General features: G+C 65.8%; 14 protein-coding genes. 7 read left to right on the top strand and 7 right to left on the bottom strand.

Features of this window, described 5'->3' with window-relative positions; all coding sequences use genetic code 11:
* Positions 1-91: 91 nt before the first annotated feature.
* Both ACZ1II_RS17400 and ACZ1II_RS17395 read right to left on the bottom strand, forming a co-directional pair.
* Complete coding sequence (locus ACZ1II_RS17400) at positions 92-346, bottom strand: hypothetical protein (RefSeq protein ID WP_465144867.1); 255 nt, start codon at positions 344-346, stop codon at positions 92-94.
* 76 nt (positions 347-422) lie between these two features.
* Complete coding sequence (locus tag ACZ1II_RS17395; protein ID WP_465144866.1) at positions 423-1,373, bottom strand: GGDEF domain-containing protein; 951 nt, start codon at positions 1,371-1,373, stop codon at positions 423-425.
* 279 nt (positions 1,374-1,652) lie between these two features.
* Between ACZ1II_RS17395 and ACZ1II_RS17390 the strand changes: the two genes are divergently transcribed.
* The gene (locus ACZ1II_RS17390; protein ID WP_465144865.1) at positions 1,653-2,798 is read left to right on the top strand and encodes an acyltransferase family protein; all 1,146 of its coding nucleotides are present in this window, start codon (positions 1,653-1,655) and stop codon (positions 2,796-2,798) included.
* 112 nt (positions 2,799-2,910) lie between these two features.
* Here the strand turns inward: ACZ1II_RS17390 and ACZ1II_RS17385 are convergent, their stop codons facing one another.
* From ACZ1II_RS17385 to ACZ1II_RS17375, 3 genes are read right to left on the bottom strand one after another with little or no spacing between them, the layout of a single operon-like run.
* Positions 2,911-3,693, bottom strand: coding sequence for an alpha/beta fold hydrolase (locus ACZ1II_RS17385; protein WP_465144864.1), 783 nt, complete (start codon positions 3,691-3,693; stop codon positions 2,911-2,913).
* A 1-nt stretch (position 3,694) separates the two neighbouring features.
* On the bottom strand, positions 3,695-4,189 hold the full coding sequence (locus ACZ1II_RS17380) for a flavin reductase family protein (protein WP_465144863.1): 495 nt from the start codon (positions 4,187-4,189) through the stop codon (positions 3,695-3,697).
* A gap of 49 nt (positions 4,190-4,238) precedes the next feature.
* Positions 4,239-5,135 carry a LysR family transcriptional regulator gene (locus ACZ1II_RS17375; protein WP_465147329.1) on the bottom strand — a complete coding sequence of 299 codons (897 nt, stop codon included), beginning with the start codon at positions 5,133-5,135 and terminating at the stop codon, positions 4,239-4,241.
* 142 nt (positions 5,136-5,277) lie between these two features.
* Here ACZ1II_RS17375 and ACZ1II_RS17370 point away from each other — a divergent pair, with 142 nt between their 5' ends.
* The 6 genes from ACZ1II_RS17370 to mmsB all read left to right on the top strand — a co-directional run bounded on the left by ACZ1II_RS17370 (position 5,278) and on the right by mmsB (position 11,511).
* Positions 5,278-6,771 (top strand): CoA-acylating methylmalonate-semialdehyde dehydrogenase, encoded by a 1,494-nt coding sequence (locus ACZ1II_RS17370; protein WP_465144862.1) that lies wholly within the window; start codon positions 5,278-5,280, stop codon positions 6,769-6,771.
* Between the two features lie 129 nt (positions 6,772-6,900).
* Complete coding sequence (locus ACZ1II_RS17365) at positions 6,901-7,380, top strand: hypothetical protein (RefSeq protein WP_465144861.1); 480 nt, start codon at positions 6,901-6,903, stop codon at positions 7,378-7,380.
* Positions 7,381-7,407: 27 nt separating this feature from the next.
* Complete coding sequence (locus tag ACZ1II_RS17360) at positions 7,408-8,550, top strand: acyl-CoA dehydrogenase family protein (RefSeq protein ID WP_465144860.1); 1,143 nt, start codon at positions 7,408-7,410, stop codon at positions 8,548-8,550.
* 13 nt (positions 8,551-8,563) lie between these two features.
* Positions 8,564-9,637 carry an enoyl-CoA hydratase/isomerase family protein gene (locus tag ACZ1II_RS17355; RefSeq protein ID WP_465144859.1) on the top strand — a complete coding sequence of 358 codons (1,074 nt, stop codon included), beginning with the start codon at positions 8,564-8,566 and terminating at the stop codon, positions 9,635-9,637.
* Positions 9,634-10,416 (top strand): enoyl-CoA hydratase-related protein, encoded by a 783-nt coding sequence (locus ACZ1II_RS17350; protein WP_465144858.1) that lies wholly within the window; start codon positions 9,634-9,636, stop codon positions 10,414-10,416. The genes ACZ1II_RS17355 and ACZ1II_RS17350 overlap by 4 nt, the downstream gene beginning before the upstream one ends.
* A gap of 225 nt (positions 10,417-10,641) precedes the next feature.
* The gene (gene mmsB, locus ACZ1II_RS17345; protein WP_465144857.1) at positions 10,642-11,511 is read left to right on the top strand and encodes a 3-hydroxyisobutyrate dehydrogenase; all 870 of its coding nucleotides are present in this window, start codon (positions 10,642-10,644) and stop codon (positions 11,509-11,511) included.
* A gap of 410 nt (positions 11,512-11,921) precedes the next feature.
* On the opposite strand, the gene ACZ1II_RS17340 is transcribed toward mmsB, so the two are convergent.
* Both ACZ1II_RS17340 and ACZ1II_RS17335 read right to left on the bottom strand, forming a co-directional pair.
* Positions 11,922-12,476 (bottom strand): NUDIX hydrolase, encoded by a 555-nt coding sequence (locus ACZ1II_RS17340; RefSeq protein WP_465144856.1) that lies wholly within the window; start codon positions 12,474-12,476, stop codon positions 11,922-11,924.
* Positions 12,473-13,156 (bottom strand): TPM domain-containing protein, encoded by a 684-nt coding sequence (locus ACZ1II_RS17335; RefSeq protein ID WP_465144855.1) that lies wholly within the window; start codon positions 13,154-13,156, stop codon positions 12,473-12,475. Before ACZ1II_RS17335 ends, ACZ1II_RS17340 begins: the two co-directional genes overlap by 4 nt.
* Positions 13,157-13,168: the final 12 nt, after the last annotated feature.

Raw genomic sequence — 13,168 nt, 5'->3', positions numbered from 1 at the left:
CAGAGAGGCTCGGGCTGTGGCCTGTGGAGTTTAGGGGACGGAACGGCATGGGTACGTCATAGCCCATGCCCGGTCCTGTAGGAAAACGGCTTCAAGCGTAGTCGGGATCGCTCAATGCAGCCATCCATTCGGGGCACTCGTTCTCGCTCTCGCCCCGGAACGAGGCGCTGTGGAAGGCCATGAAATCGAAGGCGGCATCGCGCGCGGTCATTGTCGCGGGAATGCGGTAACTGGCGGCGACGGCATCGCCGCAGGTGGCCGTCCAGCCGGCGATGTCGCGTTCCCGCTGCATCCAGAGCTGGACCAGCCAGAGGAAATCGTGTCGCTTGTCCTGCATCGTGGGCATGGCGAATCCTTCAAGGAGTTGAAGGCCTTGGTCGCATGGGGGCGCCCTTGCTGCAACCGTTCGCAGCGGGTCTGCGTCAGCGGGAAAGCGCCTCGGCGGTGCAGAGCCGGTTGCCGCCCTGGCGCTTGGCCGCATAGAGCGCGGCATCGGCGCGGTGGAACAGGGCTTCGGCATCGACCTGCCCGCCGGGCCCCGGAAAGGCGATGCCCGCACTGGTGCCGAGCGGTAACTGGTGGCTCTGCCAGACCACCGGCAGGACCAGCGCGTTGATGCGGTGGCGCACGGTCATTTCCAGCGCCGCGGCGGAACTGCTGCGGCCGAGGATCATCGCGAATTCGTCCCCGCCGATCCGCGCGATCAGCCGCGCTTCGGGGAAGGTCATGCAGAGCCGCCGGGCGAACCCCGCCAGACAGGCATCGCCCGCCGCGTGGCCCCACATGTCGTTCACCGCCTTGAACCCGTTCATGTCGAACAGCACGAGCGCGCCGATATCGGCCAGCATCTCGTCGTCCGGGGCGCGGTCGAGGAAGTCGGCGTGGAAGCGGGCGCGGTTGGCAAGGCCGGTCAGGGCGTCGTTCTCGGCCAGTTCGCGCAGGCGGTCCCAGCGCATTCGCTCCTCGGTGACGTCCTGCTTCATGCCGTAGAGCGTCGTCGCCCGGCCGTGCTCCATGCGGACGGCGGCATTGATCCGCATCCAGCGCCGCTCGCCGTCCGCGCGCAGGATCTGCGCTTCCATCGAGAAACCCGCACCTTCGGCAATTGCGCGGGAGCGCAGGCGTTCGAGCAGGGCGCGCGATTCCTCGCTGTAGAATTCCAGGGTTTCCCGGCGGTCCATCTGCCGGTGCAGCGGGGCGCCGAAGATGCGGAATACGCCTTCCGTCCAGGACAGCGCCTGCGTGGCAAGGTCGCAGGACCACGCGCCCATCGCGGTCAGCGCCGCCGCCTGCGCATAAAGCTGCGCCGGATCGGCCGCCGCCAAGGGCGGTGCGGGCGCGGTCGACAGGGACGGAATGATCGCGTGCTTCAAGTCGGCGGAGTCCTCGGGGGGAGAGGGCGCAAAGGATAAAAAAGGTGCAGCCCGGAGCGGGCCTGTTAGCTGGGTATAAGCATCTGGGGTAAATGTATTGCTAACCATTGCAAGTCCCTTGCTGGGGCCAGCCTGGGGAGCCGCTGCGACGACCTGATACAACCCCGTCATTGCAGAAAAGCCGCGAAATCCCTAAGTGGGCCGTGCTTCCGCAGCTGGCGGACCCGCCCACCCCACCGGAGAACGATGCAGCCTGCCCCGTCGCAACGCCACTATGGAATGGATTGGCTGCGCATAGGCGCGTTCGTTCTGCTGATCTTTTACCACGTCGGTTTCTCGTTCACGCCCTGGGGCTATCAGACCCCCTCGCGCGGCGTGGTCGGCTGGGCGGAAATCCCGCTGCTCGGCCTCAGTGCCTGGCGCCTGGCGCTGCTCTTCGCGATTTCCGGCTATGCCAGCGCGGCGCTCCTCAAGAAGGACGGCAACAATCGGGCCTTCCTCAAGAGTCGCATCCTGCGCCTTGGAATCCCTCTGCTTTTCGGCCTGACAGTGGTCGTGCCGCCGCAGCCCTACATGGGCCTCGTCAACAGCGGCTATGCCCACGGCTATGGCTATTTCCTGTTCCACGACGCCTTTCGCTTCCACAAGGTGGGCTACGAAGTGCTTCCGGCCACGATGCACATGTGGTTCGTGATCTACCTGCTGGCTTATACGCTGGCGCTCTGTGCAGCGCTGATGCTGCTGCCCGAGGCGTGGCGCGCGGCACTTCGCCGCGGCGCGGAACGGCTGCTTTCCGGACCGGCACTGCTGCCGCTGGGCATCGGCCTGATCTTCCTGATCCGCCTGCTGCCCTACGGCTGGACGGACATGCACAACTTCCTCCAGGATCGCGGCGCGCACCTGCATTACTTAGGCATGTTCCTGTTCGGCTTCCTGCTGCGCGGCTCCGAGCCGATGCAACAGGCGATCGCGCGGCAGTGGAAGCCGGCACTGGCGCTCGGCCTGCTCGGCTATGCCTGGGTGATCGGCGACACCTTGCTCTATCCCGGCAACATCCCGACACCCGCCGCCTGGGAGCAACCGCTGTCCTTCGCCAAGTCGATGCAGTGCTGGGGCACGGTGATCGCGCTGTTCGGCATCGCCGACCGCTTCTGGAACTTCGACCACCGCTGGCGCGCGACGCTGGTGGAGGCGGTGTTCCCGATCTACATCGCCCACCAGACGGTGATGGTCTTCGTCAGCTACGGCATCCGTGACATGGGCCTCGGTGCGCTGGCAGAATTCCTCACGCTCTGCGCCGCCGTGGCGGGCGGGTCCTGGCTGTTCTACCTGATCGGCCGGGAGATCGGGCCGCTGCGGCCGCTGATCGGGCTGAAGCGGCAGCGTTCGCGGCGCAAGGTCGAGGGTAAGGTCGCGGTGGCCTGAAGGGGGTAAGGGGAAAACCAGGGGAGCATAGCCCCCCTGGACCCCCGTTAATGTCGACCTCGTGCGCGCAGATGCGTTGTGCGCTCCTTTCTGGGATAAAAGCCTGCGGCGCTTACCTTAGGAAAGTCGTGATCTCCGCTGCGATCTGCTGCGGAATTTCCAGATTGAGCAAGTGACCCGCTCCCGCATGGTCGATCCGCAGCACATGTCCGCTTGCGGCGTCGATGCAGTCTGCCATTTGGCGGAAGTCCGGAGTGTCGTGGCTGCCAGTGAGCAGCAGCGTGGGTACGGCCAGTGAGGCCAGCCGCTCCGTTTTCGGCGGCTCCGGACGCTGGTGATCCTCTATCCATTGGAGGCCATGGAAGGCTGCGATGGCGGCGCGCAGATGCTCGGCGCCTGAACTCGCTCTCGTCGTCTCAAAGAGCGGATGATCCCACCAGAGTGCGCGGGCAATCTCGATATCTCCGCTGCGCGCGGCGCGGCCGATGGCTTTCCAGCGCTCGATCCAGTCCCGGCTCCACGACCATCCGACCATCAGCGGACTGACCATGACCAGCCGCCGCACCCGCTCCGGATGATTGAGCGCAAAGTTCAGCACAGTGCCGCCGCCGAGCGAAAGCCCGCAGAGATCGGCCCGGTCGATGCCCAGCGCATCCATCACTCCGAGCAGATCTTCGGCATGAGAAAAGGGTCTGTCCGGCACCACGGGCGATTCGCCGAAGCCACGTTGGTCGTAGGCGATCAGCGGCCGGTCGGCGGGTAGGGCGGCGATCACCGCCTTCCAGTCGTGCCGGGAACCGCCGAAGCCGTGGACGAGAACGAGCGGGGTGCCCCCACCTTCGCGCCGCGCGCCGACGATCTCCGCGTCGGCCAGCGCGATGCGAAAGGGCTGCACCTTACATCCGCTCGGCAAAGCCGCCGTAACGGCCCTTGTGGAACAGCATGGGGTCTTCCTCGCGCACGGCTTCCATGCGCAGCACTTCGCCCAGCACGAACCAGTGGTCGCCCGCTTCGGTCACCGAATAGAGGCGGCATTCGATCGCCGCGATCGAGTCCTTGATGATCGGCAGGTTGTGGTCGGAGACGATATAGTCGACGCCCACGAACTTCTGGTCGCCCTTGGCGGTGACGGCGCGGCAGACCTCGGTCTGGTCGCTGGCCATGACGTTGACGCAGAAATGTCCGGCCTTCTCGATCAGTGGCCACGAAGTGCTGCGGCGGTCCGGGAAGAAGCCCACGAGCGGCGGGTCGAGCGAGACAGAGGTGAACGAGCCGACCACCATGCCCGCGGGCCTGTCGTCATCGTCGAGCGCGGTAATCACGCAGACGCCGGTCGGATAGCTGCCCAGCACCTTGCGGAATTCTGCCGGATCGATGGTCGTGGTCGTCACTGGGTCGTTCATCCTGTCATGGAAGGCTGCGAAAGATCGCCGCAAAAGGTCAGGGCTTCAGTATTCCCTCCATCTGCGCGGCGGTTTCGTCAAGCCATTGGCGGAAGGCTGTTACGCGCGGCAGCTTGCGGATGTCCTGATGCGTGACGAACCAGAAGCTGCGCACGATCCGTTTCTCGGGCAGGACGGCGACGAGGCGCGGGTCGGATTCGGCCATGAAACAGGGCAGTACGCCCAGCCCGCCGCCGCCCGCGATCATGCCGTGCTGGGCGGTGATGCTGGGTGAGCGGATCGCGGCTTTCAGCCCCGGCTGGATTTCGTCGAGATAGCGCAGTTCGGGCGAATAGATGAGGTCGGGGATATAGCCGACCAGCGCATGGCCTTCGAGCAGGTCGGCCGGGCGAATGGGGGTGCCGTGGGCGTCGAGATAGTCGCGCGCGGCGTAGAGCTTCAGCGTATAGTCCGAGAGCTTGTGCGCCACCAGCGGCCCGGTGCGCGGGCGCGAAAGCATGATCGCGACGTCCGCCTCGCGCCGGGTCGGGCTGAGGAAGCCGCTGCTGGCGACCAGATCGATGGCGAGGCGCGGGTGGGCGGCCTGGAAGCGCGGCAGATGGCCCGCGAGGAACCAGCAGCCGAACCCTTCCGAGGTGCTGATCCGCAAGGTGCCGTGGAGGCCGTCGCTTCCCTCGGCCTGCTCGGCGATCCGGCCTGCCGCGCTGGCCATGGCTTCTACCGAGGCGAGCAGGGTCTCTCCGGCTTCGGTCAGTTCCTGGCCGCTGCGGGTCTGCTCGAACAGCGCGGTGCCCAGCGAGGCTTCGAGGCGGCGCAGGCGGCGGCCCACCGTCGTCGGATCGACGCCGAGCACCCGCGCGGCTCCGGCAAGCTGCCCGGCGCGGGCGATGGCGAGGAAGGCCTGGTAGTCGCTCCAGTCGATCGAAGGTATCATCACGGCAATTGGTGATCCTCAGGGCTGCATTTATGCAGCTACCGATGGCGTATTTTCAGCTTGCCTGCAAATCGGCGCAGGACCACCTACCATGGAAAGGGCGCCGCGAGTGCCTGTTACAGACTGTGCGAAAGGATGAGGAATGCGCCTGATTGACCATCTCGTAGTTGGCGGCCCCGGCGGTCCGGCCTCGCGCCTGGGCGATGTCTTCAATCCCAGCACCGGCGCGGTGCAAGCGCAGGTGCCGCTGGGCGACGCCGCGCTGCTCGACCGGGCGGTGGCAACCGCGCAGGCGGTCCAGCCCGAATGGGCGGCGATGAATCCGCAGCGCCGCGCCCGCGTGCTGTTCAAGTTCAAGGAACTTATCGAGAAGAACATGCAGAGCCTCGCCGAACTCTTGGCGAGCGAGCACGGCAAAGTGGTGGACGACGCCAAGGGCGACATCCAGCGCGGGCTTGAGGTCGTGGAGTTCTGCTGTGCCATCCCGCACATGCTCAAGGGCGAATATACGCAGGGCGCCGGGCCGGGCATCGACGTCTACTCGCTGCGCGCGCCGCTCGGCGTGGGCGCGGGCATCACCCCGTTCAACTTCCCGGCAATGATCCCGATGTGGATGTTCGCGCCTGCCGTCGCGGTGGGCAACACCTTTATCCTCAAGCCTTCCGAACGCGACCCTTCGGTGCCGAACCGTATCGCCGAACTGTTCCTCGAAGCCGGAGCGCCCGAGGGCGTGCTGCAGGTGGTGCATGGCGACAAGGTGATGGTCGATGCGATCCTCGACCATCCCGGCATTGCCGCGGTCAGCTTCGTCGGTTCGTCCGACATCGCCCACTACGTCTATTCGCGCGGTGTCGCTGCCGGCAAACGCGTGCAGGCGATGGGCGGCGCCAAGAACCACGCGATCGTCATGCCCGATGCCGACATGGACCAGGCCGTGAACGACATCATCGGTGCCGCCTACGGCTCGGCGGGCGAGCGTTGCATGGCGCTGCCGGTCGCGGTTCCCGTCGGTGACGAAACCGCGGAAATCCTGCGCGAAAAGCTCGTCGCCGCGATCGACAAGCTGAAGGTCGGCGTCTCCAACGATCCCGAGGCGCAGTACGGCCCGGTCGTCACCGCCGTGCACAAGCAGAAGGTCGAGAACTGGATCCAGACCGGGGTCGACGAGGGCGCGGAACTGGTCGTCGATGGCCGCGGCTTCTCGCTCCAGGGCTACGAGGAGGGCTTCTTCGTAGGGCCCTCGCTGTTCGACCACGTGACGCCGGAAATGAGCGCCTACAAGGAGGAGATTTTCGGCCCGGTGCTCCAGATCGTTCGCGCGAAGACGTTCGAGGAAGCGGTGGAACTGCCTACGAAGCACCAGTACGGCAACGGCGTCGCCATCTTCACCCGCAACGGCCATGCCGCGCGCGAATTCGTCAGCCGCGTGCAGGTCGGCATGGTCGGCGTCAATGTGCCGATCCCGGTGCCGGTCGCCTATCACAGCTTCGGCGGCTGGAAGCGCTCGGCCTTCGGCGATCACAACCAGTACGGCATGGAAGGCGTGCGCTTCTGGACCAAGGTGAAGACCGTGACCCAGCGCTGGCCGGACGGCGGAGCGGGCGACAGCGCCTTCATCATTCCGACCATGGGGTGACGGAAACCCGTCACTTCGACCATGGAGTGACGGAAACCCGTCACTCTGCCGATGGGGACAGGGGCGGCGGAACAGGGTACGGATAGCGGGTGTTCTTTCAGGAATACCTGCTGAAAGGAAAGTCGCCTGATGATGAAGATCAGCAACCTACTCGCTCCGGCCGTGACGGTTTCGCTGCTCGTTCTGGGCTTGGCCGCCTGCTCTAAGGAACCGGCCAAGCCGACCGAAACCGCGACGGAAATGCCGGAGCCTGCCCCCACGGCCTCGGCGACCGAGGAAGCGGTCGCGATACCCACGGCGATCCCTGCGCAGTTGCAGGGGCGTTGGGGCCTCGTCGATGCCGACTGCACCAGCACGCTCGGGGACGCCAAGGGGCTGCTGACGGTCGATGCCGACACGCTGAAGTTCTACGAATCGGTGGCGAAGCTGGGCACGATCCGCTCCGGCTCCGCTTCCGCGCTCGACGGCGAATTCGCCTTCTCGGGGGAGGGGCAGAGCTGGAAGCTTGACGTCGCGCTCTCTTCGCCGGACGGCGGCAGGACATTGATCCGCAAGGACACCGGGCCGGACGCCATGCCCGGCATGCTTACATATACCAAGTGCTCCTAGAAGCATTTGCACCTGACAGGGATAGAGATGACCGAACAGTTTGGCCTGACCGAGGACCAGCTCGCGATCCAGGAGACCGCGCGCAAGTTCACCGCAGACCGCATCACCCCCTATGCCGCCGAGTGGGACGAGGAGCACCACTATCCGGTGGACGTCTGGAAGGCGGCGGGCGAACTCGGCTTCGGCGCGATCTACGTGTCTGAGGAAAGCGGCGGCATCGGCCTCGGCCGTCTTGAGGCCGCGCTCATCATGGAGGCGATGTCCTACGGCTGCCCGGCGACCAGCGCCTATATCTCGATCCACAACATGGTCGCCTGGATGATCGACCGGTTCGGCGATGCACAGCTCAAGGATCGCTACCTGCCCGATCTCTGCGCGATGGAGACAATCGGCTCCTATTGCCTGACCGAACCCGGCTCCGGTTCGGACGCGGCGGCGCTCAAGACCAGCGCACGGCTGGACGGCGACCACTATGTGCTGAACGGCACCAAGCAGTTCATCTCGGGCGGCGGCGTCAACGACGTCTATGTCGTCATGGCCCGCACCGGGGAGCACAAGTCGCGCGGGATTTCCTGCTTCGTGGTGGACAAGGACACGCCCGGCGTCTCCTTCGGCGCGCCTGAGAAGAAGCTCGGCTGGAACGCTTCGCCCACCGCGCAGGTGATCTTCGAGGATGCCCGCATTCCGGCGGAGAACCGGGTCGGTGCCGAAGGTGACGGGTTCAAGTTCGCGATGGCGGGTCTCGACGGCGGCCGCCTCAATATCGGTGCCTGCTCGCTGGGCGGGGCGCAGCGCTGTCTCGACGAGGCGGTCCAGTACGTGAAGGACCGGAAGCAGTTCGACCAGCCGATTGCCGAGTTCCAGAACACCCAGTTCACCCTGGCGGACATGGCCGCCGAACTGGAGGCTGCCCGCGCGCTGCTCTATCTCGCCGCCGCCAAGGTCACTGCCGGATCGCCCGACAAGACCCGCTTCGCCGCCATGGCCAAGATGATGGCCAGCGACACCGGCTCCTCGGTGGTCGACCGCGCGCTGCAATTGTTCGGTGGATACGGCTATCTTCGCGACTATCCCATTGAGCGCTTCTGGCGCGACTTGCGCGTCCATCGTATCCTCGAAGGCACCAACGAGGTCATGCGGATGATCATCGGCCGCGATCTCCTGAAGTAAGGGGCACGAGGATATGACTGCAGATACTTTGCCCGCCGATACCCTGACCGCAGAAGTGCTCGATCGCCGCGAGGGCGTGGCCGGGGTGATCTCGATCAACCGCCCCAAAGCGATCCATGCGCTGACGCTCGGCATGTGCGAGACGATGAGCGCGCTGCTTGCCGGCTGGGCCGGAGACGAAGCGGTGAAGGCGGTCATGATCGAGCACAGCGAGGGACGCGGCTTCTGTTCGGGCGGCGACATCAACCTGCTGCGCCGCTCCGCGCTGGAGGATCTCGGGCGGGAAGGGCGCAGGTTCTTCCTGTCCGAGTACCGGCTCAACCATCAGCTCTTCACTTACGGCAAGCCGGTGGTCGCCTTCATGGACGGCATCACCATGGGCGGCGGCGTCGGCATCTCGCAGCCCGCGCAGTTCCGCGTGGCGACCGAGCATACCCGCTTCGCCATGCCCGAAACCGGCATCGGCCTGTTCCCGGATGTCGGCGGCGGCTGGTATCTCTCGCGGCTCGACGGGCGGCTGGGCCAGTTCCTGGCGCTCACCGGGGCGCGGCTCGACGGCGCGGAATGCCTCTGGGCCGGTCTCGCCACCCATTACCTGCCGAGCGAGGCACTGCCCGAGGCCAAGCGCCGGATCGCCGCCGGGCACGAGATCGGCGGCGTGCTCGGCGCGCTCTCGGCCAAGCCGCCGGAAGCCAGGATCGCCGCGCATGAGGGGCAGATTCGCAGGCACTTCGCCTTCGACACGCTGGAACAGGTGCTCGCCTCGCTGGAAAGCGACGACAGCGAATGGGCCGCACGCGAACTCGCCACCTTGCGCACCAAGAGTCCGCAGGCCTGCAAGGTTTCGCTGCGCCAGCTCGCCACTTCGCTGACGCTGGACGATTTCGCGCAGAACATGGCGATGGAATACCGGCTGGCCAGCCGCGTGCTGGTATTGCCGGACTTCGCGGAAGGCGTGCGCGCGGTCATTGTCGACAAGGACAATGCGCCCAAGTGGAATCCCCCGGCGCCCGAAGGTGTCACCGATGCGATGCTGGATGCGATTTTCGCGCCGCTCGCCCCAGAAGAGGAATGGAAGCCCCTATGAGCTACGAGACGATCCTGGTTGAGAAAAAAGGCAACGTCACGCTCATCACGCTGAACCGCCCGCAGGCGCTCAACGCGCTGAATTCGCGGGTTCTGGAGGACCTGATCGCGGCATTCGCGGCTTTCGAGGGCGATCCTTCGCAGGGCTGCGCGGTGCTCACCGGCTCGGGCGAGAAGGCCTTCGCAGCGGGCGCCGACATCAAGGAAATGGCCGACAAGCCGAGCGCCGAGTTCTATTCGGAGGACTTCTTCGCCGGTTGGACTTCGCGGATCGTCAAGACCACCCGCAAGCCGTGGATCGCGGCGGTGAACGGCTTCGCGCTCGGCGGCGGCTGCGAACTGGCGATGATGGCGGATTTCATCATCGCTTCGGAAAACGCGAAGTTTGGCCAGCCGGAGATCAAGCTCGGCGTCGCCCCCGGTATGGGCGGTTCGCAGCGCCTGACCCGCGCGGTTGGCAAGTCGAAGGCGATGGACATGTGCCTCACCGGCCGGATGATGGACGCCGCCGAAGCCGAGCGTTCGGGTCTCGTCAGCCGTGTGGTGCCGCTCGATCAGTTGCTGGACGAGGCGCTCAAGGCCGCCGGGGCGATCGCCGGAATGCCGCCGCTGGCCGCGACGATGAACAAGGAAATGGTCAACCTCGCCTTCGAGACCACGCTCGACACCGCGCTCGTTCTGGAACGCCGCATGTTCCAGGTGCTGACGGCGACCGAGGACAAGGTCGAGGGTATGAAGGCCTTCGTCGAGAAGCGGCCGGGGGTCTGGAAGGGCAAGTAAGCTTGCGTGAGGGGCTTGGCTCTAGAGGCTCAATAGAGCCAAGTCCTTAGTCAACAACTTCGTCATTCCCGCGCAGGCGGGAATCCCGCTTTTGGCGAATGGCGCCTGCGCTGTTTCGCAAGCGGGATCCCCGCCTGCGCGGGGATGACGGAGAAGGGGCTACGCTTCGGAAAGAAGCTGTCGCCCGCATAAATCGGGCCGGCACGAAAATCTGGGAGAAATGTCATGAAAATCGCCTTTATCGGTCTCGGCAACATGGGCGGTGGCATGGCTGCCAATCTCGTGAAGGCGGGACATGAGGTCCGTGCGTTCGACTTGTCCGCCGATGCCGTCGCCAAGGCGGCGGAGCAGGGCTGTGCGACTTTCGCCACCGTTCCCGAAGCGGTGGAGGGCGTCGATGCGGTCGTCACCATGTTGCCGAACGGGGCTATCGTGCGGTCGGTCTATACCGCCGAAGTCTTCGGCCATGCACCCGAGGGGGCGCTGTTCCTCGATTGCTCGACCATCGATCTCGAAACGGCGCGCGAGGTCGTCGCGCTGGCGCAGGCGGCGGGTTACGAGATGGTTGATGCGCCGGTTTCGGGCGGGATCGCGGCGGCCAACGGCGGTACGCTGACCTTCATGGTCGGCGGCAGCGATGCGGTGTTCGAGCGGGCGAAGGCGGTGCTCGAACCCATGGCCAAGGCGGTGATCCATGCCGGTGATACCGGGGCGGGACAGGTCGCCAAGATGTGCAACAACATGTTGCTGGCGGTGCACATGATCGGCACTTGCGAGGCTCTGGCATTGGCGCAGAAGGCGGGACTCGATCCGCAGACGTTCTATGAGATCAGTTCGAAGGCCACCGGCTATTGCTGGTCGCTCAACGACTATACGCCGATGCCCGGTGTCGGTGTGAGTAGCCCGGCGGACAATGGCTATGCAGGCGGGTTTGCCTCGGCGCTGATGCTGAAGGACCTGCGGTTGGCGATGGCGGGAGCAGCGACGTCCGGTGCTACTGTGCCGATGGGCGAGCACGCGACGAAAATCTACGAGGCTTTCGTCGAGGCCGGGAACGGCGGCAAGGACTTCGGGGCGATCTTCACGACGCTTTGAGACTGTCATCCCCGAGAAGGGGCGCGCGCTTGTTTTGTGTATGCCGAGAGGTGGCAAAAGGTAGCGGGGCCCCCGCCTTCGCGGGGGCGACGAGGTTTTTTGCTGCTTAGCGGCGCAGCCAATAAGACTGACGACATCACCATGGGCGCGTGACGCGGTTGGTCCGCGTGCCCTGGACAGTAATGGGGGTGCAGGGGGGCTATGCTCCCCTGCTTTCCTCTTCCTTCTGCCTCTCCAGCAAGAACCGAGGCACCCGCATCCCCTTGGTCCGCCCGGTCAGATGAAACTGCCGACAGAGCGCACAGCGATAGGGCCGCAGCACGACGGTAGCCCTGGCCGCCACCTCCAGGGCCTCCGCCTCGCTCGCATAGCGCCGCTTGCGCTGGCAGACGCCGAAGCGCGTCCGCATGTCAGCCGAGCAGCCGCGCGCCGAGCAGGGTGAGCAGTTTCACGTCCATCGCGTAGCCTTGCGCGCGCCAGTCGGCGATGGCCTGTTCGATCCCGGCGAGGGGGACGCGGTGAACAATAATGTCCTCGCTGTCGACGCCGCCGCCTTCGCCCACTTTCACGAGGTCGTGGGCGCGGAACAGGGTGAAGCTTTCGCTGACCATGCCGGGCGACGAGAAGAACTCGCCGAGGTTTTCCATGCGCCCGGCATGGTAGCCGGTTTCCTCTTCGAGTTCGCGGGCGGCGGCGATGCTGGCGTCTTCGTCGGCGTTGTCTACGTGGTCGCCGACGAGACCGGCGGGCAGTTCGATGCAGCGCTTGCCGAGCGGCACGCGGTACTGGTCGACGAGGATGACGTGGTCTTCGGCATCCACTGCGAGGATCACCGCGGCGCGGATGCCGCGCGCGCGGCTGACGTATTCCCAGCGGCCGCGTTTGCGGGTGGTGATGAACCGGCCCTGCCAGACGACTTCGTCAGGGGCGTCGGCGTCGGGGGGGAGAATGGTCGTGTCGGTCATATTTCGATCAGCCTGTCGGGAAGTTCGTTCACGTCGTCATCGGCGCGGGGGAAGTGCTGGGCGAGGATCGCACCGACTTTGCCCACGGCCACGACCATGCCGTCCGAGGTCCGGCCTTCGCGGACATGGGCGAGCATGGCGGACATGGCCTGACCCCAGACTTCGGGATCGACCTTGGCGGCAATGGCGCGGTCGGCGACGATCTCGGCGCGGTGTTCGCGCATGGAGAGGTAGATGAGCACGCCGGTGCGCCCCGTGGTGCGCTGTTCGGCGCCGATACGGAAGGCGCGGAGGGCGTGGGCGTGGACGCGCATGGTCTTGATCTGCGGCGGGACCAGCCAGAACTTGAGCGGCGGGATGAGCTGGAGCAGCAGCATCGCGCCGAACTTGATCGCGGCGATCCCGGCGGCAAGGCCGACGATCATGCTGGGGTTCCATTCGTGCCCCCAGTCGGCCAGGAGGTCTTCGTAGAGGCCCATGTAGAATTCGGGCGCGATCGCGAGCGCCGCGAGGGCGAGGAAGGCGACGATCGCGGCCCAGGCGAGGGCCACGTCGGTATAGCCGTCCGAGCGGTCGGCCAGCACGGTGACGATCTCGCCGGCGCTGTGCATTTCCGCCTCGCCCACGGCGGCGCTGATGCGCTCGTGGTCCTCGGCGGAGAGATAGACGGGTATCGGCATCGTTTCTGTCCC

The sequence above is a fragment of the Novosphingobium sp. BL-S-20 genome (assembly GCF_055521635.1).
Note: the sequence above shows the minus strand (reverse complement) of the source record. Positions and strands in the feature narration are given on the sequence as shown.

What these genes read in the sequence shown, in the direction of transcription:
- ACZ1II_RS17355 (WP_465144859.1), top strand. Translation starts at nt 8,564, where the DNA reads ATGACTGCAGATACTTTGCCCGCCGATACCCTGACCGCAGAAGTGCTC.
- ACZ1II_RS17340 (WP_465144856.1), bottom strand. Translation starts at nt 12,476, where the DNA reads ATGACCGACACGACCATTCTCCCCCCCGACGCCGACGCCCCTGACGAA.
- ACZ1II_RS17370 (WP_465144862.1), top strand. Translation starts at nt 5,278, where the DNA reads ATGCGCCTGATTGACCATCTCGTAGTTGGCGGCCCCGGCGGTCCGGCC.
- ACZ1II_RS17375 (WP_465147329.1), bottom strand. Translation starts at nt 5,135, where the DNA reads ATGATACCTTCGATCGACTGGAGCGACTACCAGGCCTTCCTCGCCATC.
- ACZ1II_RS17400 (WP_465144867.1), bottom strand. Translation starts at nt 346, where the DNA reads ATGCCCACGATGCAGGACAAGCGACACGATTTCCTCTGGCTGGTCCAG.
- ACZ1II_RS17365 (WP_465144861.1), top strand. Translation starts at nt 6,901, where the DNA reads ATGATGAAGATCAGCAACCTACTCGCTCCGGCCGTGACGGTTTCGCTG.
- ACZ1II_RS17390 (WP_465144865.1), top strand. Translation starts at nt 1,653, where the DNA reads ATGGATTGGCTGCGCATAGGCGCGTTCGTTCTGCTGATCTTTTACCAC.
- ACZ1II_RS17360 (WP_465144860.1), top strand. Translation starts at nt 7,408, where the DNA reads ATGACCGAACAGTTTGGCCTGACCGAGGACCAGCTCGCGATCCAGGAG.
- mmsB (WP_465144857.1), top strand. Translation starts at nt 10,642, where the DNA reads ATGAAAATCGCCTTTATCGGTCTCGGCAACATGGGCGGTGGCATGGCT.
- ACZ1II_RS17335 (WP_465144855.1), bottom strand. Translation starts at nt 13,156, where the DNA reads ATGCCGATACCCGTCTATCTCTCCGCCGAGGACCACGAGCGCATCAGC.
- ACZ1II_RS17350 (WP_465144858.1), top strand. Translation starts at nt 9,634, where the DNA reads ATGAGCTACGAGACGATCCTGGTTGAGAAAAAAGGCAACGTCACGCTC.